General features: G+C 46.8%; 17 protein-coding genes and 1 tRNA gene. 8 read left to right on the top strand and 10 right to left on the bottom strand.

Annotation, left to right across the window (positions count from 1 at the left end):
* Positions 1 to 296 precede the first annotated feature (296 nt).
* A complete protein-coding gene (locus Q4Q49_RS10005; protein ID WP_311999250.1) occupies positions 297 to 1361 on the bottom strand; it encodes a porin in 1065 nt (354 codons plus the stop codon).
* A 426-nt stretch (positions 1362 to 1787) separates the two neighbouring features.
* On the opposite strand from Q4Q49_RS10005, the gene tcdA reads away from it, so the two are divergent.
* Complete coding sequence (gene tcdA, locus Q4Q49_RS10000) at positions 1788 to 2597, top strand: tRNA cyclic N6-threonylcarbamoyladenosine(37) synthase TcdA (protein WP_311999249.1); 810 nt, start codon at positions 1788 to 1790, stop codon at positions 2595 to 2597.
* Between the two features lie 86 nt (positions 2598 to 2683).
* On the opposite strand, the gene Q4Q49_RS09995 is transcribed toward tcdA, so the two are convergent.
* Positions 2684 to 4315 (bottom strand): ATP-binding protein, encoded by a 1632-nt coding sequence (locus tag Q4Q49_RS09995; RefSeq protein WP_106649499.1) that lies wholly within the window; start codon positions 4313 to 4315, stop codon positions 2684 to 2686.
* A 168-nt stretch (positions 4316 to 4483) separates the two neighbouring features.
* Here Q4Q49_RS09995 and Q4Q49_RS09990 point away from each other — a divergent pair, with 168 nt between their 5' ends.
* Entirely contained in the window at positions 4484 to 5095 is a 612-nt protein-coding gene (locus Q4Q49_RS09990; protein ID WP_063882249.1) for a superinfection exclusion B family protein, read from the top strand.
* 141 nt (positions 5096 to 5236) lie between these two features.
* Here Q4Q49_RS09990 and Q4Q49_RS09985 read toward each other — a convergent pair whose 3' ends face one another.
* Entirely contained in the window at positions 5237 to 5368 is a 132-nt protein-coding gene (locus Q4Q49_RS09985) for a DUF3149 domain-containing protein (protein ID WP_006083014.1), read from the bottom strand.
* Positions 5369 to 5677: 309 nt separating this feature from the next.
* On the opposite strand from Q4Q49_RS09985, the gene Q4Q49_RS09980 reads away from it, so the two are divergent.
* Both Q4Q49_RS09980 and Q4Q49_RS09975 read left to right on the top strand, forming a co-directional pair.
* Positions 5678 to 7267 (top strand): bacteriohemerythrin, encoded by a 1590-nt coding sequence (locus tag Q4Q49_RS09980; protein WP_311999248.1) that lies wholly within the window; start codon positions 5678 to 5680, stop codon positions 7265 to 7267.
* A gap of 145 nt (positions 7268 to 7412) precedes the next feature.
* Positions 7413 to 7499 (top strand) — tRNA-Leu (locus tag Q4Q49_RS09975).
* Positions 7500 to 7586: 87 nt separating this feature from the next.
* Here the strand turns inward: Q4Q49_RS09975 and modC are convergent.
* Genes modC through modA form a run of 3 tightly spaced genes read right to left on the bottom strand, consistent with a single transcriptional unit; the run spans position 7587 to position 10196 of the window.
* The gene (modC, locus tag Q4Q49_RS09970) at positions 7587 to 8672 is read right to left on the bottom strand and encodes a molybdenum ABC transporter ATP-binding protein ModC (RefSeq protein WP_311900884.1); all 1086 of its coding nucleotides are present in this window, start codon (positions 8670 to 8672) and stop codon (positions 7587 to 7589) included.
* Positions 8666 to 9388 (bottom strand): molybdate ABC transporter permease subunit, encoded by a 723-nt coding sequence (gene modB, locus Q4Q49_RS09965; RefSeq protein WP_371830306.1) that lies wholly within the window; start codon positions 9386 to 9388, stop codon positions 8666 to 8668. Before modB ends, modC begins: the two co-directional genes overlap by 7 nt.
* A gap of 16 nt (positions 9389 to 9404) precedes the next feature.
* On the bottom strand, positions 9405 to 10196 hold the full coding sequence (gene modA / locus Q4Q49_RS09960; protein ID WP_311900886.1) for a molybdate ABC transporter substrate-binding protein: 792 nt from the start codon (positions 10194 to 10196) through the stop codon (positions 9405 to 9407).
* Between the two features lie 205 nt (positions 10197 to 10401).
* On the opposite strand from modA, the gene Q4Q49_RS09955 reads away from it, so the two are divergent.
* The 4 genes from Q4Q49_RS09955 to Q4Q49_RS09940 all read left to right on the top strand — a co-directional run bounded on the left by Q4Q49_RS09955 (position 10402) and on the right by Q4Q49_RS09940 (position 16393).
* A complete protein-coding gene (locus Q4Q49_RS09955; RefSeq protein WP_311999247.1) occupies positions 10402 to 11181 on the top strand; it encodes a TOBE domain-containing protein in 780 nt (259 codons plus the stop codon).
* A gap of 469 nt (positions 11182 to 11650) precedes the next feature.
* The gene (locus Q4Q49_RS09950; protein ID WP_311999246.1) at positions 11651 to 12883 is read left to right on the top strand and encodes an efflux RND transporter periplasmic adaptor subunit; all 1233 of its coding nucleotides are present in this window, start codon (positions 11651 to 11653) and stop codon (positions 12881 to 12883) included.
* Between the two features lie 2 nt (positions 12884 to 12885).
* Complete coding sequence (locus Q4Q49_RS09945; protein ID WP_311900890.1) at positions 12886 to 14934, top strand: MacB family efflux pump subunit; 2049 nt, start codon at positions 12886 to 12888, stop codon at positions 14932 to 14934.
* Between the two features lie 7 nt (positions 14935 to 14941).
* A complete protein-coding gene (locus tag Q4Q49_RS09940) occupies positions 14942 to 16393 on the top strand; it encodes an efflux transporter outer membrane subunit (protein ID WP_311999245.1) in 1452 nt (483 codons plus the stop codon).
* Between the two features lie 141 nt (positions 16394 to 16534).
* Here the strand turns inward: Q4Q49_RS09940 and Q4Q49_RS09935 are convergent, their stop codons facing one another.
* The 4 genes from Q4Q49_RS09935 to Q4Q49_RS09920 all read right to left on the bottom strand — a co-directional run bounded on the left by Q4Q49_RS09935 (position 16535) and on the right by Q4Q49_RS09920 (position 21720).
* A complete protein-coding gene (locus Q4Q49_RS09935; protein ID WP_012586842.1) occupies positions 16535 to 17677 on the bottom strand; it encodes a site-2 protease family protein in 1143 nt (380 codons plus the stop codon).
* A gap of 224 nt (positions 17678 to 17901) precedes the next feature.
* Complete coding sequence (locus tag Q4Q49_RS09930) at positions 17902 to 18279, bottom strand: DUF4144 family protein (RefSeq protein ID WP_006083004.1); 378 nt, start codon at positions 18277 to 18279, stop codon at positions 17902 to 17904.
* 229 nt (positions 18280 to 18508) lie between these two features.
* Entirely contained in the window at positions 18509 to 20197 is a 1689-nt protein-coding gene (locus Q4Q49_RS09925) for a FapA family protein (protein WP_311988482.1), read from the bottom strand.
* Positions 20198 to 20676: 479 nt separating this feature from the next.
* Entirely contained in the window at positions 20677 to 21720 is a 1044-nt protein-coding gene (locus Q4Q49_RS09920) for a methyltransferase (protein ID WP_311891541.1), read from the bottom strand.
* Positions 21721 to 21860: the final 140 nt, after the last annotated feature.

Here is a 21860-nt window from a genome sequence, read left to right as displayed (position 1 = left end):
TGTTTTTGGCTCTCCTTGTCCATATTCGGGCTATTTCTAGGATATTTCCTTATACCTTGACTGCAAATTTGCCTGAAAGCTGCAAAACTGTATTTTTCACTTACTACTTAAGTGGTAGATAAGGCGGATTGCCTTAGACAGTGGGTCGGCGAGGGTAACTGTAGCATATACTAATACTGTAGCAAGTCTGTCATATCGGCTGTGGATATGTGTTTGGGGACGATATCTAAGCAGAAAAAGCGGCCGAAGCCGCTTTTTTATCAAGAAATAACCTTGTGGTTAGTTGATTAATCTATTTAAAAATCAACGCGTAAACCAACAGTAAAGATGTTGTCATTCAGGTCTTGCTTCACATCAGCCAACATAAGATCGCCATCGAAGCGCGTGTAGTGACCATAGACCATAGTCTTAGTGCTCAGACGGTAATCGGCACCCACACTGAACTGTTGCAGGTCAACATCACGGACTTGTTCTAAGCCGCTGTTGTCTTGGTCACCGACATAACGGCTCACGTATTTACCTAAACCTGAGTCATCTTTGCCGTACATCATCTTCAATTTCAAGTCGCCAATTAAGTAAGCCGCGTTGACGAAGTAAGTATCACCTGAGAGATTGGCAAACTTATCATCCACATGTTCACTGTGTTGATATAAGGCACCTAAGATTACGTCACCGAATTTAGCTTGGGCCACACCACGGTAGGCTTCAACGTTATCAATACCATCACTATAGGCGGCAGCGACATAGTAGTTCTGTGCTTTAAAGGCTTTATCCCCTAAGGTGGCGCTCAGAGCATACATGTGATCTTTGCTATACACCTCGTTGCCATTGCTATCCACTTGGTCATAGTTATCACTCATCAGATAAGTGGCATTAAGCGTCACGAGATCGGCAATTTTAGGTGAATAGTAAGAAATGCCATCGGCTGAGCGTGTTTGGCCTGCAACCAGTAAGTCGATATCAGCATTGGTATTACCGAAAAGATCGAAGCTACCTTCAGCTGATTTAAATACGGTATCGTTACGGCCTACTAAGGCCGTACCTGCGGCACTTCTGATCCCAAGGAATGTATTACGGGCATTGAAGGTTTTATTTGAGTTGTCAAAGTTTTCGACACCAAATTCCATTTGATAAATGATGTCAAAGTAAGGGCTTACAGCTTCAGAACCTTTTACGCCTAACCAAGAGAAGTTGTTTTCAAGAACAGTGCCCTCCTTTTGGTTTTGAGTTGCATAACCTGTGTCTGAATTGGTAATGGCAAGATCAGCATGACCATAGAATTCAGGGCCATCGGCGAGTGCTGTGAATGAATAGAGTGTGAGGCTAGAAATAATAGCCGTCGTCAGCAGATTCTTTTTCATCTTCATTTTCCTGTGCTTATCGCTGTTATATGCATGGATTACTTAAGTATCTATGCATGCTGTTGAGCTTTTGTGTGGCAAAGTCTGCACAGACTGTCAGCAATAAAGTGTGATCTGGATCAAGTTTCATATAAAGGGTGATTTATTTAACGTATTGTTTTACAAGTTAAATACAGGTTTTTACTATGTTGATTACGGAGTTGTTCGGCCATGCATTATGAGTCTTTGCATTTATTACGCTTGCTTGGCAATCGTATCTCTTTGCATCTGGCGTTATGTGTCTGCGGATCTGATTTCGATTTATGTCCAGATCGTTTAGAATCCACCGCACATTTCTGGTGTTGCTATTAAGCTGCCCCTGTTGGCATCCATTCGATGCTAGGGCAAGCGCTCCTGCTGTTATTGGGTAATATAAGGTAAGTATTTATGACTGAGGCCTATCTAAATCGATTTGGCGGAATTGGCCGTTTGTATGGACAAAAGGCTCTGGCTAAATTTGCCACATCCCACGTGGTGGTGATTGGTATTGGTGGCGTAGGTACTTGGGCGGCAGAGGCCTTAGCGCGAAGCGGCATTGGGCAGATAAGCTTGATGGATTTAGACGATATCTGTGTCACTAACACTAACCGTCAAATTCACGCGCTCAGTTCCACTATTGGCAGTTCTAAAGTCGCTGTGATGGCGCAGCGGATCCGTGAAATTAATCCTGATTGCCAAGTGAATGAAATTGAAGATTTTATTACATTGGATAATCTAGGCGAGTATTTGCTCGGGGCTAAAGAGGGCGGCAATATTGATTATGTTATTGACTGTATTGATGCCGTTAAGCAAAAGGCCGCGTTAATTGCCTGGTGTAAACGTCAAAAAATCAAGATTGTTACGGTAGGCGGTGCGGGTGGCCAGACAGATCCGACTCAAATTCAGTTAACAGATCTCGCTAAAACTTACCAAGATCCTTTGTTAGCCAAAGTGCGCAATATTTTGCGCCGTGAATATAACTTCTCTAAAAACGTGCAACGCCGCTTTGCTATCGATGCGGTTTTTTCCAGTGAGCAGTTAGTGTATCCGCAAGCCGATGGCTCAGTTTGTGGTACTAAAGCCGCGGCCGATGGCAGCATGAGAATGGATTGTGCGTCGGGTTTTGGCGCTGTCACTATGGTCACTGGGACATTTGGTTTTGTGGCGGTAAGTCGAGTATTAGCGCGTTTGGCACTACAGGCTCAAGAAACGCTTTAAAGGGTTAAGGTTTTTCTACCCATGATTTCACCGCTCGTATGAGCGGTGAGTATCACTTCAATATTGGTCATTCCACTGCGTTATATCTAGATATAAAAATCGTGTTGGACACTGGGGACCGTAGGCTCACATTGAGTGTACGGAAATTTGATATCAAATTGCGGGCCACCAAGTGTTGAGTCTGCGCGATAACTCATAGTGCCTTTCAACAGCGTCGCGGCATTAAAGGCTGCTGATAATCCTAAGCCCGTGCCGCCTTTATTACGATTGGTGGTGAAAAATGGCTCGAACATGTGTTCAGCGACATCGGCTGGAATTTCTAAACCATTATTTTGGATGCTAATTAGAATCGACTCTTCATCCACTGTGGCGCTGATGTGGATAAGATTATCTTCGCGTCCATGGAAAGCATGGGTAAAGGCGTTTGACAGAATATTGCTAACAATCTGATTCAATAAGCTGATATTGGTTTGAATATTGAGTGTGGGTTCTACGCTGATTTCAGTAACGGCGTTGACATGCGGATGCATAATCAATGTTGACTCCAAAATCTCGTGGAGTTGCTGACTTAAGTTACAAGGTTGGTGTTCTTCATGACTGCGATCGATGGCGATCGTCTTAAATTTTTGGATCAAACTACTGGCTTTGGTGATATTGCGGACTATGAGTTCACAGCTTTCTTGATACTCATTAAGGATCTCATTGATTTCGTCTAAGGTGGCTTGATCGCTGTGGATCAGATCGATCAGTTCTTCAATATGGCTCAGCTGTGCACTCGCCGCCGTCAAACAAATGCCAATCGGTGTGTTGATCTCGTGGGCAACCCCTGACACGAGTCCTCCCAAGGCCGCCATTTTTTCTTGCTCAACTAACACTTGTTGCGCCCGTTTTAGTGCGCTAAGGGATTGTTCTAGTTCTATGGTCCTTTCTTTGACTTGTCTGGCGAGTTCTTCTTTATAGCTACGTTCGAGCTTGAGTAGCCGCTCTCTGTCTTCTAGGGCCGTTTGCAGTTCAGCCTTAGATTTCTTTAAGGCGCCAAAGGAGCTTCTCAGTTGTACTTGCATGCTGTTGATGGAGTCGGCGACTTGTTTAAACTCATCAATTTTTTCTTGGCGGGCAAATTGCAGCGGCTCGTATTCTTGATCTAGGTCGATATCTTTGCAGTATTGACTGAGTTTATCTAAGTGCTTGGTGATATTGAACCATACTAAAAACAGAATAAATCCAGCAACTAAGAAGGTCTTTATTCCATTAGAGAGCAGAATGATAATGGCTTTATCATACAAGCGCTGATAGATGGCATCGACATCGACTTGTATTTCAAGTGTGCCGACATTAATGCTCTCGGTCGGGGATTTATAAACTAGCGGGAAGGTTTTATCTAAGGAGTGTTCTTGCTTTTGCTCGCCTGCATTCCATGCTTGGCCGCTGTCATCTTTAATCGAAATGTAGTTAATATCGGGCAGCTGAATTAAGCCATTGAGCTGAGTGTTAATCAGCCGCTCGTCAATCACCCAAATACTGGCGGCGAGCACATCTAAATTCACTTTTTCCATATTGGAAAACACTCTGTCGATACGCACAACGTCATTGCGATAATCACTGATCAATTGATATGCAGTGGTGATTAAGGTGATAACAGAGCTAAAAAGTACAATAGACAAGGTCAGGTGCCTGCCTATGGGACTTTTGATAAGTTGGCTAAAGAATGTCAGCATCTTAAATTTTCTTTATGCAATAGCGGCTTGAGATGCTTATAAGCATAGACCTACAGATCCAGAAAGTGCATTTTCTCGCAGATAAAATCAATGAAATATGTCTTCATTTGTGGCATTAAATTTGCTTTGTAGCCAATAAGTTCAATTTTTTGTCACTGGGATAGCACTATGTTTAAACTCAAGCTGGATTCAGTTAAGTTTTTTAGCCCGAAGAAAATGATGTTTAGAGTCATGCTGTGGCTAATGGTGAGTTGTACTGTCTTACTCCTTATTCCTCCTAATGCGTTGGCAGTGCTGGCGCTCGATAAATTTGTGCCCGAACATGCTCATTTTGTTGGATTAGGTCTAATCATCTCTATCGCCTATTTTTTGAGTCAGCTGATTAACTTAGGCTTAGATGAATCAATTCGTCATTTAAGTGATAAGCGCGTTATTGAGACGATTGAAGCTAAAGTGAACTTGCTTGATCCCGCTGAGCGGGCGTTAGTCAGAGAGTTTTTTCTTCAGGGCGCCACGATTTTGACTCTGCCGCAAAATGAGCCTGCCGTAAAAAGTCTATTGAATGCCTGTATCTTAGAAAAGCTAGGTAACGAGCGCCATTATGCGATTCAGGGACCGACAGCCGATTATAAGATTGCCATGAAGGCCCGCATGTACCTCAACCGCGATGTGCTGCGTTTACCTGCGGGTGAGCCGAGCCAAGAGGAAATGCAGTCGTTGATTAAGGCACGTCCGCAGTTTTTAAATGGTCTAGTACAAAACAGAAAACACGCCGCATAGGCGTGTTTTGCCTCGCTCCCATGAGTGCTGGCTTAGGTAAGTTGCAGTAATCTGAAACGTGAGATAACAAAAAATGGGGGTGATAAAAACCCCCTAGATTTTGCATTTATACAAGAACATGAAGAACAACTGGAGCAAAAACTATTGTTTCGGTGCCGACTTCACAATGAACATCCAAGTGATATAGGACACTATCCCTATTGTGCTAAAGATAACGATCATTGAAAGTAAGCCTATGGGGTTACCAAACATTAGATCTAACCAAAATGCCATGACTGAAATCCTCTTTCCTGTGAAGTCCTCTCTAAATTAGCGATATTCGATAGCCAAAATACTGATCTCGATCAATAAAAAATCGACATAGGAATACAAAGCGATAACTCTTAGTTAACTCTGTGATCTTGGTCAAGTTTAAGGCTATGCTTAACAGTGATGAGTTCAAATAATTTGGCTTTGTTTCATCTTCTGTTAGCGTCTAGGATTAACCTACTCAATGAGTTCGTTATTTATTTAACGCGCATTCCATCTATTCGCCCTTGTTTAATATGAATGCGGTAATATCAGTTTTTAAAGGAGTAAAAAATGGATTCTAATAAAAGCGGTAAGGATTCAATGGGATATAATTCTATCTTTGCGCCACTGCTGTTGCTGATTTATCCACTCTATTGTTTAGTTGCCACAGGGCACTTTGTCGCCATCCTGTGTTTAAGCGCGCTCGCCGGCATTTTAATTTTCAACATCAATAAATTAATTCGCAATTTAAGGCAGCTTGAGCGCGCCGCCCATCATTTAGGCGAAGGGGATTTAAGTTATCAATTAGAAGAGAAAGATGCGGGCATCTTTATTAAGGTTGTGCATAGCATTAATCGCATGGGCGAGGATGTTAGCCGCACCATTTTATCTTTGTCTGATACCTGCGAAGGCATGAAAAAAGTCGCCTCAGATATTAAGGTCATCAGTGAGCAGGCCAAACAAGGTGTGTTAGAGCAAGAGCATCAAACTGAACTGGCCGCCAGTGCGATGACGCAAATGGTTTCAAGCGTGCAAGCGGTGTCGCAAAATGCCGTGAGTGCGGCCAAGGCTGCCGATATTGCCCAAAGTTCTGCCAAGCATGGCGACCAAATCATGAATGGCATAGTGACTAAAATTGGCGCTATGTCAGCACAGATCCATGACACTCGAACTGTAATTGAACACTTGGCCGCCGACAGCAACAATATCAGTAGTATTATCGAAACGATTTCGCAGGTGGCTGAGCAAACCAACTTACTCGCCTTAAACGCCGCCATTGAAAGTGCGAGAGCCGGTGAGCATGGTCGCGGCTTTGCCGTTGTCGCCGATGAAGTGCGTAATCTTGCGAAACGGACATCTGAAGCCACGGTTGAGATCCAACAACAAATCGCCGCATTACAAAAAGGTGCACAACATGGCGTTGAAGTCATGTTGAAAAACGTGGTCATTGCCGACGAAACCGCTGAGATGGTGAATCAAGCCCACAGCGCGCTCGGACAAATCGTCACGCAGGTGGAGACCATTACCGATATGTCCCATCAAATCGCCACGGCATCGGGGCAACAACACACAGTTGCTGAAGAAATTAATAAAAATATCAATGTGATGGCAGAGCTCGCCCTGAGTAATGCGTCACACACCAACAACACTAACTTATCGAGTTTGAAAGTGTATAACATGTCGCAGGAAATCGGCTCCTTGCTGCACCGATTCCATGTGAATGCGGCTTTCTTTAATTCGACTCAGGCACAAAATAAATTGTTTGTGAAATGGGGGCCTGAATTAGACATAGGGATGCCAGAGATCAATCGTCAACATCAGCGCTTAGTCTCATTGATCAATGAATTACACCGTACATTAAATGAAGACTATGGGCTCGAAGCCATCAAACGTATCGTGCAAGGGCTGGTGGATTACACCGCCAACCACTTTGCCTATGAAGAAGAACTCTTTGCCCGCTTTGGCTACCCACAAACCGACAGTCATAAGGAAAAACACGGCAAGTTAGTCGGGCAAGTACTTGATTTTCAAAAGCGGGTTGTAAAAGGGGAAGATGTTGCCGACGAATTAATGACTTTCTTGAAGGCTTGGTTGGTTAATCATATTCAAAAAAGTGATAAAGAATATACCGCCTTTTTGTTATCCCATGGCGCAGAATAACCCCAAGAGCATGATTTTTGAGCGGTTAAATGCAATTTGTATTAAAGTCGCGGCAAAAGACTTGCCATTGTCATGGGCAAAGGTATAATTCCCAGCACTTAGAGACAGCCAGTTGTTTGATTGCTTCTAAGTGCATATTTGATATGCCAGTGTGGTGAAATCGGTAGACACAGGGGATTCAAAATCCCCCGCCCTTAAAAGCGTGCCAGTTCGAGTCTGGCCACTGGTACCAAATCCTTCTGATGAAGGAACTAAAACCGACCTAGAGTCGGTTTTTTTGTGCCTGAAATTTGGTTTTTGCTCGGTGCTTTAGGGTGAGCTAGTGGGATTCGGCGATATCCATTTGCGTCATAGTCACGCCTTTGATTTGTGCATAAATCGCTTTTCCATGGGTGAGTTGCAGTTCATCGCAGGCCCATGGGGTGATGTTGGCCCAAAGTTCATCGCGGCCTAGGGCGATTTTTAATTGGATTTGCCCGCCGTTATCGCTGGGATATAAGTCTTTAATTTTTCCCTTTAGTAGGTTGCGGATACTTGAGCCTTTGGGAACCTCAGTGCAAACCGAGACATGATTTGCCTGAATACGCACTTTGAGTTTCTTTGTCGTTTCAGTCAGATAGCCGCTTACCCACAAATAGTTTCCATCATCCATCACGAGTCGCGTCATGGGGTAGTCGGGATGTCTGTCGGCAACCTTAGCACTGAGGAGTGAGCTGAGTTCCTGCAATGGCACCCAAGGCCGCATTTGCTCGCTATTCCACACTTCACTTAAGGCGCCTTGGGCGATCAATTTTCCCTGATGCAACACCAGCATATAATCCGCCAGTTGTAAGATCTCATCTAGGCTGTGGCTCACATACACTATCGGCAGTTTTAGTTCCTGCGTTAAGGTTTGCAGGTAGGGCAACAACTCGCGTTTACGGGGTAAATCGAGTGACGCTAGCGGTTCATCCATCAACAGCATATCGGGCGATGTCAGCAGGGCACGGCCAATGGCAACCCGTTGTTTTTCACCGCCCGATAGCGTACTGGGATAGCGATTGAGGAGTTTTTCAATCCCTAGTAGTTGCACAATTCTATCGAACAATACTGGGTTGGCTTTACGCACACCATAGTTGAGATTGCCCTTCACGCTATAGTGTGGAAACAGCCGTGCCTCTTGAAATACATAGCCAATATGGCGCTTTTCTGGTGGAAGGTTCACTTTGCCTTGTTGATAAAGCAGTTTGTCACCGAGGCGGATTTCACCGCAATCTGGGGTTGAAAGCCCACCGAGTAGGTTCACTAGCGAGGTTTTACCCGCACCCGAGCGGCCAAAAACGGCTGTCACGCCTTGCAATGGTAGTTGGGTATCGACTTTCAGTTGCAGCTGTCCGAGCCGTTTTTCAATATTGATTGTTAACATACGCTTGCCGTCCTCTGCAGGGCTTTTTTACTCATCCATTGGGAGGCGAGTAAAGACGCGAGCGCGATAACGATCGAGATAATGCATAGACGCATGGCCTGATATTCGGCCCCTGGGGTTTCAATAAAAGAGTACATGGCGAGCGGAATCGTACGGGTTTCACCTGGGATATTAGAAACGAAGGTAATGGTCGAGCCAAATTCCCCTAGGCTGCGGGCAAAGGCGATAATCATTCCTGACACTATCCCTGGAGAGGTGAGCGGCAGTGTGATGGTGAGAAATACCCGCCATCGACTGCTACCTAAAGTGCGTGCGGCCTGCTCGAGTCGAATATCAACGGTTTCAAAGGATTGGCGTATGGCTCTGACCATCAGCGGGAATGACACTATCGCCGCCGCGAGAGCCGCACCGCGCCAACTAAAGCTAAAACTGATGCCAAACCAATTAAATAACCACTGGCCGATAAAACCTTGGCGGCCCATGCTGATCAGCAAGAGGTAACCCACTACCACGGGCGGTAACACCAGTGGTAGATGGAGCACACTGTCAAATAGAGCCTTGCCAGGAAACTCGACCCTTGCCAGTAACCAAGCGCACAAAATACCCAAGGGTAAACTGGCGATAACGGCAACGGATGACACCTTTAAACTGAGCAGCAGTGCGGCAATTTCATAGTCGCTTAAAAGGGAGCCACTTAGCAGAGAGCCGCTTAACAAAGAACCAATCAGCACCCTAATTCACTCCAAAGCCATATTTCTCAAACACATTTTTTGCGCTTGGGCCTTGCAGATACTCATTGAACGCTTTGGCGCTTGCCGTCGATTCTTGTTTGACTAAGGCGATAGGGTATTCAATTGGGCTGTAGCTCGTCTCTGGGAAGGTGGCCACGATTTTGATCTTCTGGGCGACTTTCGCATCGGTTGAATACACTATGCCTAGCGGCGCTTCACCCTGTTCAACTAAGGCGAGTGCGGCGCGGACATTGTTAGCGCGGGCGAGTAAGGGCTCAGCAGCTTGCCACAGCTTGAGATTTTCGAGGGCTTGCTTGGAATATTGTCCTGCGGGCACATGATCAGGATCGCCAACGGCCATACGGCTGCCTTTTAATGCGGTTTTGATATCCCAATCGCCATTGAGCACCACCTCTGTGATGGGGCTATTTTTTTCGGCAATCAAGACTAAGGTGTTTTTTAGCAAGGTTTTACGGCTGTTAACATCGACCGCTTTGGCATCGACCAGATAATCCATCCACTTTTGATTGGCCGAGACAAACAGATCGGCGGGCGCACCATTGGCCACTTGTTTTGCCAGTGTTGAAGAAGAGGCGAAGGAGAATATCACCTTAGTATTGTGTTCTTTTTCATATTGCTGGCCGATTTCGTTAAGGGCATTGGTGAGTGATGCCGCAGCAAAAACTGTCACTTGCTCATTGTCTGCCGCAAAAACTGGGCTAGATGTCAGTACCATTGTGAATAATGAAGCCGTGGTAAAACGCAGTAATTGCTTAAGGTGAATGGATTTCATTGTGTTCCTCCGTGATAAAAAGTGATCGTTATATACCAATCTACATATCGATCATTCAAGCCCTAAACAATCAATTAGTGATCTGTGTGTGGTTTCTTGTGGATTAATGGTATTAATCCGCTGAAATATCTCGGCAATCTTATTGGTATCCTCAAGGTGATGAAGGACAATAGGACTCAAGTCAGACTTGGGTGCGGGATAAACGATGGATTTACATGCATTACTTACGCTTTCCCTCGGGGATAAGCCCTTCGCCAATCCTAGGCGGATAAGCCTGCTTGAGCAGGTCGCCAACACAGGCTCGATAAGCCAAGGCGCTAAGCTTGCGGGGATCAGTTATAAAGCGGCGTGGGACGCGATTAATGAGATGAACACCGCCATGCCCGAACCCGTAGTGTGCAGCGAAAAGGGCGGCAAAGGCGGTGGCGGCGCGAAACTCACCGAATTTGGCGAGCGTTTGCTCAAGGTGTATTCCATCACCTCCCAAGTACAAGCAATGGCCTTGGCCGCCTTGCTTGATGAGTCCGTCGACATGCACAGTTTATTGGATGTGATGGCGCATTTCTCACTCAATACTAGCGCCCGTAATCAGTTAACGGGTCGTATCAATGGCATTGATTCATTTGGATTAAATGACAAAATTAGCGTGACCTTAGCGGGCGGGCAACAGATTCAGATTTCAGTGACCCATTCGAGCCGCGAGCGCTTGCAGTTAGCCTCGGATAAATCTGTGTTGTTACTGTTTAAAGCCCCCGCGGTACGGGCGACGACACATGCCTGCGAAGTGGATGGGCAAAATTGCCTCAGCGGCCGTTTGCTGAGTGTGACTGAACTTGGCGATAAGGCCGAATTAGCCATAGATATTAATGGTAAAGACATCATCTATTCAGTGATGCCACTCACCCAAATGCAGAGTTTGGCTGTCGGCGAGCCATGTTTTGCCTGTTTTGATGCCACGCAGGTGATCCTCGCCAGCATGAATTAGTCGAGTTGAGTGATTGATTCGATTAATCATTGGGTTATTCACTGAGAATGGCCAGTACTTGGCGTTATTGTTGTCGAATGGGATCGTTCGTTTTTGTATTTAAATCGACATCAAAGTCATAAGGCTTCACCCCACGACCTTGATCTTTCTTGAAAAAGAATTAAATGAAGTTTGTATATCTAGATTCGTTTGCATGGCAGAACTACCATAAGTGGCACAATCATAGAACGTCGAACCCCTACAATTTACCGCCTAACGATTTGGTATCGCACTAAATCGGCATTGCTACCTAATACTCAGCCGTGCTTCCCTTGCAAATTTTTACACAGATATTTGCAAATCTTTACCTGTTAACGACACTTCCTTCGTCTACTGTCTTTGGCTAACTCTATATACTGTTGGAACAATTTCTGTTCCTTAGCAAGATGAATGCTTGCTGTCTTTAGCATTGATGGACACGACAATACCGATGAAAAAATCCTCAAAGCGTAAATTGCTGCTCGCGTTAAGCGGCTTAATCCTCCTAGGTGGCGGTGCTTATTTTATGTGGCATAAGCCTGAAACGGCACCTGCCTATGTGACTGAAGCGGTGCGCCGTGGCGATATCGAAAACTCAGTGTTGGCCAATGGCATGTTGCAGGCCTCTAAACTGGTGAGTGTGGGCGCGCAGGTATCGGGGCAAATTTTAAGTTTGCCGCTGGCACTGGGTGATGAAGTAAAGAAAGGCGATTTGATTGCTCAAATTGACAGTCTAGCGCAGCAGAATAATTTGAAGAATGCCCTCGCATCACTCAAGAGTATCAATGCTCAGTTCCGTGCCAAACAGGCGCAGATCCGTCAAGCAAAGTTGGAATTTAGCCGCCAGCAGCAAATGCTTGCCGATAAGGCCAGTTCCCGTGCCGATTATGAAGTGGCCGATGCTAATCTAACGGTTTATCAAGCCGAGCTTGAGCAATTAGAAGCGCAAAAACAACAGGCTGAGATTAACGTCGACAGTGCCAGAATCGATTTAGGTTATACCAAAATTATTGCGCCTATGGATGGCACTGTGGTGTATTCCGCTGTGGAAGTGGGGCAAACCGTTAACGCTAATCAAACGACGCCGACAATCGTGGAAATGGCGCAGCTCGATACCATGACAGTTAAAGCGCAGATTTCCGAAGCCGATGTTGTCAATGTTCATCCAGGTCAAGCCGTGTATTTCACTGTCCTTGGAAAACCGAATCATCCCTACCGCGGCGTTTTGAGGGCGATTGAACCTGGGCCGATTTCGATGGATGGCGACGATAGCAATATGAGCTCTAGCGACTCAGATGCCATTTATTACCATGGTCTGTTTGATGTAGAAAACCCTGACCGCACCTTGCGTATCGGCATGACGGCGCAGGTGTCTATAGTGTTAGCCAAGGCCAATGATGCGCTATTAGTGCCTGCGCAGATATTGCGTATAAAGCCGAGGGAGAAATCCGCGGTGCCAGAGGCTAAGTCTGTCGAGCGTAAAGCCCGCAGCGGCCCGCAATATCAAGTGCCTGTATTAGTTGATAACCAAGTGCAATATGTGGATGTCACAGTGGGGATTAATAATAAAATCAATGCTGAAATCACCGCGGGTTTGAAGGAAGGCGATCAGGTCGTGCTTGGTATGCCGTCTTCCGATGATGGCAGCAGCAAGTTCCGTCGTAAACCTAGCGTGAGGTTTTAACAGTGACAACGGCATTACTTGAAATTTCAGGTTGTTATCGCACTTTTCAGGCGGGTGAGCAGCAACTCACTGTGCTGAAAGATGTGAACCTGTCGATTGGCCGTGGCGAGATGGTGGCGATAGTGGGTGCCTCTGGCTCGGGTAAATCGACCCTAATGAATATTCTTGGTTGTTTAGATAAACCGTCAAAGGGCGGGTATTTTATCAACGGCCAAGATACCTCGACTATGGACGTTGATGAGTTGGCGCAGCTACGCCGCGAGCACTTTGGCTTTATCTTTCAGCGTTATCATTTACTGGGTGATTTGACCGCCATAGGCAACGTCGAAGTGCCCGCCGTGTATGCGGGTAAAGAGCGCTCGGTTCGTAAGGACAGGGCCGAGCATTTGTTAACGCGTTTAGGCCTTGGCGACAGGCTCGACCATAAACCCAATCAGCTCAGTGGTGGTCAACAGCAGCGGGTCAGTGTGGCGCGCGCCTTGATGAATGGCGGCGATGTGATCCTTGCCGATGAGCCGACTGGTGCGCTGGATAGTCACAGTGGTGAAGAAATGATGCAGCTGTTGCAGGAGCTGCACAGCGACGGTCATACCATCATTATCGTGACCCATGATATGCACGTGGCCCAATATGCCGACCGCATTATCGAAATCAAAGACGGCGTAATCATCAGCGATGAGCGCAGTCAGGATAAACAGACTGCTAAGCCGCAAAGCTTGACGTCACTACATTCGTCATCACAAAACACGACCTCACAAAATACGGCGTCACAAAAGCCTAACGGCACTGTGGTCGCAAAAACAGTGGCAGCAAAAGACAGCTCGCGTGCGCGGGTGGCTTCGTGGGACAGATATGTCGAAGCGCTTAAAATGGCGCTGGTGGCGATGTCGACCCACAGGTTACGTACCTTCTTGACTATGCTCGGGATTATTATCGGTATTGCCTCTGTGGTTTCTGTAGTGGCCTTAGGTGAAGGCTCGCAGCAGGCCATTCTCAAAAGTATCAGTTCGATGGGAACCAACACGATTGATATTCGCCCGGGTTCAGGTTTTGGCGATCGACGCTCGGCGCGGGTGCGAACCTTAACGGCGACCGATGCTAATGCCCTTAAAAATCTGCCCTATGTCGATAGCGTGACCCCAAGTATTGGCTCTAGCGCAACGGTACGTTTTGGTAATAAAGCGGTATCGGCCTCGGTGAATGGGGTGGGGCCGGAGTTCTTTCGCGTGAGAGGTTATGAGTTAGCGCAGGGGCAGTTTTGGGATGATGCCAGCGTTGCAACACTCGCCCAAGATGCGGTGATTGATGACAACACCCGTAAGGAGCTCTTTCCTAACAGTGCTGGCGCGAATAACTCGGCCATCGGCCAAGTGATTTTCCTCGGGGATTTACCCGTGCGCATCATAGGTGTGACGCAGCCAAAAGAAAGTGCCTTTGGTAACAGCGATGCGCTCAATGTATGGGTGCCTTACACCACAGTTTCTGGCCGTATGATAGGTAAAAACTATTTGGATGGCATCACAGTACGACTCGATGAAACTGTGCCGAGTAATGCGGCGGAGCAGGGCATTATCGCGCTACTTAAAATGCGCCACGGCACTCAAGATTTCTTCACCATCAATACCGATACCATTAGGCAGAACATCGAAAAAACCACAGCAACCATGACCTTATTGATCTCGGCGATCGCGGTGATTTCCCTTGTCGTTGGCGGAATTGGGGTGATGAACATTATGTTAGTGTCTGTGACTGAGCGAACCCGTGAGATCGGTGTGCGTATGGCAGTGGGCGCGCGCCAGAGTGATATTTTACGCCAGTTCCTTATCGAAGCCATTTTAGTGTGTTTGTGCGGTGGCACCTTAGGCATAGCCTTGTCCTACTTAATTGGCGTGGTGTTTGCTCAAACGGGGGGCAGTTTCCAAATGATTTATTCCACCACCTCCATCGTTGCCGCCTTTGCCTGTTCGACCTTAATTGGTGTGCTATTTGGTTTCTTACCCGCCCGCAATGCGGCGCAGTTAGATCCCGTTGACGCATTAGCCAGAGAGTAATAACACCATGAATAATAAAGTTTTTAATCAGCCATTTTCGCTTCGTAGCAGTACTATTGCTGTGGGCATGGCTTTGGGAATCGTTTTGCTAAGTGGCTGCGGCAGTTTGATGCGCTCAGACTTTGAACCGCCAGCATTGGCAATTCCAGAACAGTGGCAACACACCACAGTGAACGAGCAAGTAAAGGTCGACCCGTGGTGGCAGCAGTTTCATCAGCCCGAGCTTGATAAGCTGGTTAGCCAAGTATTGAGCACTAACAATGACTTAACGCTGGCGACCTTAACCCTGCGTAAAGCGCGCTTGCAGGCAGGGCTAACGCGGGACGATCTGTATCCGCAATTATCGGCCAATCTTGGTGCTTCCCGTAATCAGCCACTTGAGGGCGGCGATGCGACTAAGAGCTATCAAGCTAACTTGTCCGTGAGTTATGAGGTGGATTTGTGGGGCAAAGTGTCGGCCAATATCGACCAAGCCCAATGGACTGCGCTGGCGAGTGCCGAAGATAGGGAAAGTACCACCCAAAGCTTAGTGGCGACCACCGCATCCTTGTATTGGCAGATAGGTTATTTAAATCAACGGATTGATTTAAGCCAAAAGAGTATCGAGTACAGTAAGCAAACGCTGGCATTAACCCAAAGGCAGTATGATTCTGGCGCCGTGACGCAAGTGAATGTGCTTGAAGCTCAGCGCAGTATGGCGGGACAAGAGGCTGCGCATAGCCAGCTTATTCAACAATTAACTGTGGCTAAAAACGCCCTCGCGATATTACTCAATCAGGCACCAGCTGCTGATCCGGCGCAGAGTTTAGCCTCAGGGGACACTTGGGTTGAGATTAAGCAACTCCCCGATGTGGCAGTGCCGGACGTTAGCGTGGGTGTACCCGCAGATTTGTTAGTCAGACGCCCAGATGTGAAGGCTTCCTTGTATCAACTGCGCTCCGCCTTGGCGAGTAAAGATGCCACCTATGCGAGTTATTTCCCCAGCCTGAGTTTAACCGGCGGTGTTGGAGAGTCGACCTCAGAGTTAAAAGAGTTGTTACGTAATCCCGTTGGCAGCTTAGGCGCAGGGCTAGTCTTGCCTTTTTTGCAGTGGAATCAAATGCAAATCAATAACGATATTGCCGATATCGATTATCAAACTGCAGTGGTGAATTATCGCAAGACGCTTTATTCCGCCTTTGAAGATGTCGATAACGCGATTTCGGCTAAGCAGCAATATCGCTATCAAGGGGAGAAGTTGGCGCAGCAATTTAGCGCGGCGGCGGCCGTTGAAGCCATTTATGAGAGCCAGTACCGCAATGGCGCTATCGGTATTCAGAATTGGATTGATGCCCAAGAGAATCGTCGTAGCGCCGAGGCTGCTTTGCTCGAGAATCGTTACAACCAACTCACCGCCCAAGCGACGCTTTATCAAGCCCTTGGCGGCAGCGATATCGCCCCGCCTTTGGCAAAGGAATAATGCATTGTTGTAAAGCATCACAGCACTATAGAAAAACGAAAAACCGCTATTAATAGCGGTTTTTCGTTTTTATATAACTCAGGCAAGCGCAAGCCTCTGAGTTGCTAGTGCCTTTGCGCTGTGTTTAGCCGTTAAGCCACATTAGCTGCGCAATATTTGCAGCGGCAGGCTGAGCATATCATCGCCCGTTCCAGCTAAGTGCCAGATGATGCCGACTAAGGCGCCAACTGTGAGCAAATACCAAATAACCGAGAAGATTTGCCCGTATCTGTCTAATGGCAGCAGATGGCTTTGATGGCGAGTACGCCACTCGAAAATAATTTCTAGGCTGCCAATTAACAATAAGAAGCCCAATAGCGCTAAGCCTAAGGTGTAGCTGATATACACTCCGAAAGCGGCACCGGCGGCGCAGGCGACCAAGCCCATGATGCTGTTCATTGAAAAACTAATGCTCTTTAAAATATGCCCGCCATCGAGTGGCAAAATAGGCAATAAATTGAATAGGTTAAGTAGCGCATTAAAGGCGGCAAGGCCTGCAAAAAACACATTGCCCGTGGCGTGGTAAGCAATCAAGGATGCGATGGACATCAAGAGTCCAAAGGTTGGCCCCATGATAGAAATCACCACATCTTGCCAACGCGTATTAATTTTCTCATCGGAGAGGGCAAGTCCGCCCATAAAGGGAATAAGGTAAATTCCTTTGGTTTTCATCCCAAAATATTTCATCGCGCGGATATGGCCGTATTCGTGGAACACTAAGCAGGCGATGAGCGCGAGGGCAAATTGGAAGGAGAATAGCCAAGAATAAGCGGCAACGCTGGCGCCCGCTAACACTACTTTTATGACTTTGGCGCTCTTTAACAGTTTAAAACCAAGGGAGGCAAGTCCTACCATGCTCAGTTTTTGCTGCTTCACAATGGGCGTTTCTGGAGTTTGGCGTTCAATATCTTTTTCGGTGCGTCGGCCTTGGTCGATGATTTTGTCATCCAGCAGCAAGCAGTAATCAAGGCGGAAAGGCTGCCAAACGAGATCGGTTTCGAGGCGAACTTGGATTTTATTTTCTGTCATGGCGATGGCTTGCTCGCCACTTTCGGTCGCCAATGGGCTGCTGTGGTGGGTGAGCTCAAAGACATGAACCTTGAGGCCGCCATTGTCGACGGAAGCTTCTTTTTGTGAGACTAAGGTATTGTCCCAGAAGAGTTGTTGCCAGCCCGCGAGTGAGCCTTCTAAGCGCAGTTGTTTGCCTAAGCAGTCAATCTTAAGTAGTTCCAATTTCGGTTCCATCTGTTTGTATATTTAGTGCCAACTTAAACGTCATCCCTTGAGTCGACGAAGAAGATGGTCATTTTGAAGTGTATTTTAGCCGCGCTTTGCCAGTGGACTCGGCGCTGCTACACAGCGGCAAATTATGCCTGTGAATTCACTATGAGGATATTAGCTTTTAAGGTCATAGTGTTTTTTATTGAGCAACTGAGTTGTTGGTAGATAGTATCTCAGCTGCTTGCCGTTTATTCATCGAGGGTGCGTACAATTTCAATCCCTTGGGAAATCGTTGTGAAAGCCAGCTTAGCAACGCAGCATTGCCCCAGTGCTTGGGCATGGTTTTGAACCCACTTGATAAATTCATTGAGCGGTAAATCTTGTTTTTGGCGCAGTAATTGCGGCAGTTCGCCGACGGGATCTTCATGGATTTTCTGCGGACAGGCACTGATTAGATAACGCTGGCCTTTAGAGTCGAGTAATTGATCGGTATCGATAAAATGATGCTGATAGAGACAGGCGAGTTCGAGCCAATCCCTTTGGTGTTCTAGGTAAAGTAATTCGTCACTTTGAGTCAGTTTTACAATGGCTGGCCATTCAATACTCGACATCTTAACGCTAGTCATTTCAGATCCTTAGGAAGTTTAAAATGGGCTCTGAGACAGTCTCTGAGAACAATCATTGGCAGTAGACAAGGATTAGGATTATACAAGAAGATACTTGGCATGCTGCTGCGTGAGTTTATCTGACAGCAGTATGCCACGCTGAGGGAAGATTGATAGAGGCCAGAACAAGTTCACTGAGTCTGGCTGAATGAGGAAGGCGTGACGACTGAGTCATCACACCTAGCCAAGATCATGCGGTCGGTGCGGCTTTGGCTTTGGCGTTATAGTCAAAGTTAATCTCTTGACTGACATTGGCAATGCAGCAAGTGCCGTGTTCACGGGCGGTGCGATGATTCGCTGGACCTATATGTAACTCAACATTGAGGAATACGTGTTTAAGCACTTCGATACGGTATTTCTCGTAATAGCCTTCGACTTCTTGTTTTAAGGTATCGAACTCGAGTTCTTCACGGGTGCGCTCATCCAAAATGCGATTCTTCTGGTCGAGCATCATCTTGATTTGCTCGATCATCGCCGCGTCGCCTTGCCATTCTGACTTTGGGGGTAATTTATTGAGGCGAGCCTCAATATCTAAACTGGCGACAACCATAGCTTTAACGCTTTCATCGAGTAGCTTGAGATCTTGTTTGAGTTCGGCATGTTCCATCGCGCAATAAACGTCGGTTTTGGTTCCCGCCGTTGCCCCTATGACAACCGCCGTGATGCCTTTCTCTGCACGTGCGACACCGCCCACCAGATCGCCACGACGACCACTCGGATCGCTGACCGTTAAACTGCCGGCGGTTTTGGTATGGCTGTGCAGTAACTGTTTAGTGACTAAGATATTGCCCTTGGCCACTAAGTTTGAATATTGCACAAACTGGGCGCTGATCTGCCCTTGAGAATGGATATTGGTAGAGTATTCATTGGCTTTGATTTGTCTGCCAATGATGCCTTTACTTACTGTGACGTCACCTTCCGCCTCTAGGGTAGCGGAGTCCACAAAGCCCATTACGGTTATATCCCCTGAACTTTTAACGACCATGCCCTCGTGGACATCGCCGGTGATTAAAATACTGCCCTTAAAGCTGATATGACCTGTGCCGATGTCGACATCTTTAAGCTGTAAAATATCATCGACATTCATACCTGTACGGGTTTCGACGGGTTGCCCTGCTACTGTGGCGATGAGTTTATTGGGATCCTGCGGATGCAAAGCTGTGCCTGTACCCGCTTGAAGCACGGCATCTTTACCCGGTTTTTGTTTAAGCACTTCGCCCTTAATGTTGTAACCCGGAGTGCCTTCGGTGGCGGGGTGCTTAACCATCAAGAGATCATTGGCTTTGACGACGATAAGCGAGCCGAGATTGCGCATATCGACACTGCCATCTTCCCGCTCTTGTGGCTGGAGTAAGCGTTCGCGCGCGAGGAACACTTTGCGTTCTAATACCGCATTGAGTCCATTGACTGGCGCTTTACCTTGGGCGATGTCACTTTGGCAAACTTCGCCGGCCTTGAGCGTACCGAGTTGTTTCAGTAGCGCTTGAATTTTGAGCTTGCTCAACCCCATGCAGACGTTGTTCTTTTTGAGATGGGTAAGGATCTCTGGTAAATCTATCTGTTTACCGCCCCATGCTGCGGTCAGTTTGAGGCTGGCTTGCATTTTATCTGGGCTGATTTCGATTGCTATGGCGCCATCGCGGCGTTCGGCTAAAACAGTGAAGAGCTCAAACTTCCCCTCATCTTGGCTGCACAGAGCGTTAATTTTAGCGACGGTTTTAGTAATAGCTGGCTCTAAAGGAAACAGGGAACCGAATTCAGGTAAAGACAGCAGGCGCATTATGTCTTCATGGGTGACTGGGCCATGGACATTAGGGATCAGGCGCAATTCAGCTTTGGTCTTATCGCTGTTTAGCTCTATGAGTTCAGGGTCCAGCATAGGGGCATTCCTAGTAATTGCGTTTTATTATTGTTTAAGAAGCTGATTTGAGTATAACAGTAGAAACTTAGGGTAAAGAAGCCTTTTTGGCTGCAAAAACAGCAAATGTTGTAATTTTGTTGATTGTGGTCTATGGGGTGATTTGTAAATAGTTTTTTATAATAAATTTAATGGGATAGGCAGTGTTATCTCTGGTTTATTCCTACTAATCGCAGTGTAAGTCGCAACTTAATGCTAACTTTCGCTTTAGCGATTATTTTGGTGTTTTAAATCAAATTCCTATGCTAGGAACGGCAATTTGAGGTAAATGGAAGTGTGTTTACGGGAATCGCTGACATGCGGCAGATCACAATATTGAGTTTTGTAACACGAGGAAAGATAAGCTTTATCTGAAAAAATGGGATAGTGACATGAGTGAGTATGAGGCGTAGTCAATAACGCGCCTATAACCAAAGCATAAGCGCGTTATCTGTAGAGTTTTACTTGTGTTGGAAGTAATACAGCTTGTACTTGTTGTTATCGGCAACCACTTTTAATTGGCCAAATTCGGCGGCAATGATATCGGAATAGGGCAAGTGGCGGTTGGCGACAATTTGCCAAATACCGTTATGTTGTAATTGCTTGGCACTATCAGTGACAAAGTTCTGCGCTATGCTGGTGGTGCTTGCAAGGCCATCGTGGAACGGCGGATTAGAGATAATGCCGTTAAATTTCCCCGTGGTTTGCGCCAGTCCATCGGAAGGATAGACTTTGGCCGTCATGCCATTGGCGGCTAAGGTGAGTTCGCAGGAAGCCAAGGCCATCGCATTAATATCGACACACTCTAAGGATAAGCTCGGCTGTGCCTTGAGTAGGGCAGCGGTAATCACGCCGGCGCCGCAACCAAAATCGAGCACTCGGCCCGAGAGTGTCGGCAGGTGCGACAGTAACAATTCAGTACCCAGATCTAAGCGTTTTTCGCTAAACACCCCAACTAAATTGCAGATACTGATTTCGCCCTGTGGTGTAGTCAGTTGATACTGACTGACCCAGTCGCTGAGCTTCATCGCTGGTGCGCTACTTTCCAAACTGCTGCCAAATAACAGGCAGTGGCGAGCGTTATCGAGCTTCATTCCAGTCGCAAAATACTCAGGCAACAGCTTCACTAAAGACTTAATCCCGCCTTTGTTTTCTCCAACGACTAACAGTTGGCCGTTAGGCACAAGATGATTGGCGGCGAGGTTAAACAAATAAGGTGCTAAGGGTTTGGCTTTGGGGAAATAAACAATAACCGTATCGTACTTTTCTCGTTCAAGCGGGTCTTGGTGCGGCAGGTCATGGCCGAAATAGCAACGCAGCTTTGAGTTGGCGTGCGGCGCTAAGTGCAAGTAATGGTGGTAATCCAAGGCGAGTGCATCGACCGATGCCGCGACATCGAGCAGGGCTTTTGGCAGTAGATCGGCTTCATGATTGAGCACTAATACTTTATGTTGGCTTAGGCTGTCTTGATTACGAATAATGACTTGCGATGGATTGGTTAACACGGTTACTGGCACCTATAAACTTAAGTGTGGGCATTATACCCGTTATTCACGCCTGAGCCAGTTTGCATCGAATCCCTGCGCTAAGACCTAATAAAAAGACCCAATAAAAAAGGCAACTGCATTATGCGGTTGCCTTATGT

Source organism: Shewanella sp. SP1S1-7 (assembly GCF_031932105.1).
Classification (GTDB): domain Bacteria; phylum Pseudomonadota; class Gammaproteobacteria; order Enterobacterales; family Shewanellaceae; genus Shewanella; species Shewanella baltica.
The sequence above is the reverse complement of the archived record's forward strand: the minus strand, read 5'-3'. Positions and strand labels throughout refer to the sequence as shown.

Bases quoted from the DNA above. Each gene is read 5' to 3' on its own strand.
- Q4Q49_RS09955 (WP_311999247.1), top strand. From the start codon at position 10,402: ATGGATTTACATGCATTACTTACGCTTTCCCTCGGGGATAAGCCCTTC.
- Q4Q49_RS09990 (WP_063882249.1), top strand. From the start codon at position 4,484: ATGTTTAAACTCAAGCTGGATTCAGTTAAGTTTTTTAGCCCGAAGAAA.
- modC (WP_311900884.1), bottom strand. From the start codon at position 8,672: ATGTTAACAATCAATATTGAAAAACGGCTCGGACAGCTGCAACTGAAA.
- Q4Q49_RS09980 (WP_311999248.1), top strand. From the start codon at position 5,678: ATGGATTCTAATAAAAGCGGTAAGGATTCAATGGGATATAATTCTATC.
- Q4Q49_RS09940 (WP_311999245.1), top strand. From the start codon at position 14,942: ATGAATAATAAAGTTTTTAATCAGCCATTTTCGCTTCGTAGCAGTACT.
- Q4Q49_RS09925 (WP_311988482.1), bottom strand. From the start codon at position 20,197: ATGCTGGACCCTGAACTCATAGAGCTAAACAGCGATAAGACCAAAGCT.
- Q4Q49_RS09935 (WP_012586842.1), bottom strand. From the start codon at position 17,677: ATGGAACCGAAATTGGAACTACTTAAGATTGACTGCTTAGGCAAACAA.
- tcdA (WP_311999249.1), top strand. From the start codon at position 1,788: ATGACTGAGGCCTATCTAAATCGATTTGGCGGAATTGGCCGTTTGTAT.
- Q4Q49_RS09985 (WP_006083014.1), bottom strand. From the start codon at position 5,368: ATGGCATTTTGGTTAGATCTAATGTTTGGTAACCCCATAGGCTTACTT.
- Q4Q49_RS09930 (WP_006083004.1), bottom strand. From the start codon at position 18,279: ATGACTAGCGTTAAGATGTCGAGTATTGAATGGCCAGCCATTGTAAAA.
- Q4Q49_RS09995 (WP_106649499.1), bottom strand. From the start codon at position 4,315: ATGCTGACATTCTTTAGCCAACTTATCAAAAGTCCCATAGGCAGGCAC.
- Q4Q49_RS09950 (WP_311999246.1), top strand. From the start codon at position 11,651: ATGAAAAAATCCTCAAAGCGTAAATTGCTGCTCGCGTTAAGCGGCTTA.
- modA (WP_311900886.1), bottom strand. From the start codon at position 10,196: ATGAAATCCATTCACCTTAAGCAATTACTGCGTTTTACCACGGCTTCA.
- Q4Q49_RS10005 (WP_311999250.1), bottom strand. From the start codon at position 1,361: ATGAAAAAGAATCTGCTGACGACGGCTATTATTTCTAGCCTCACACTC.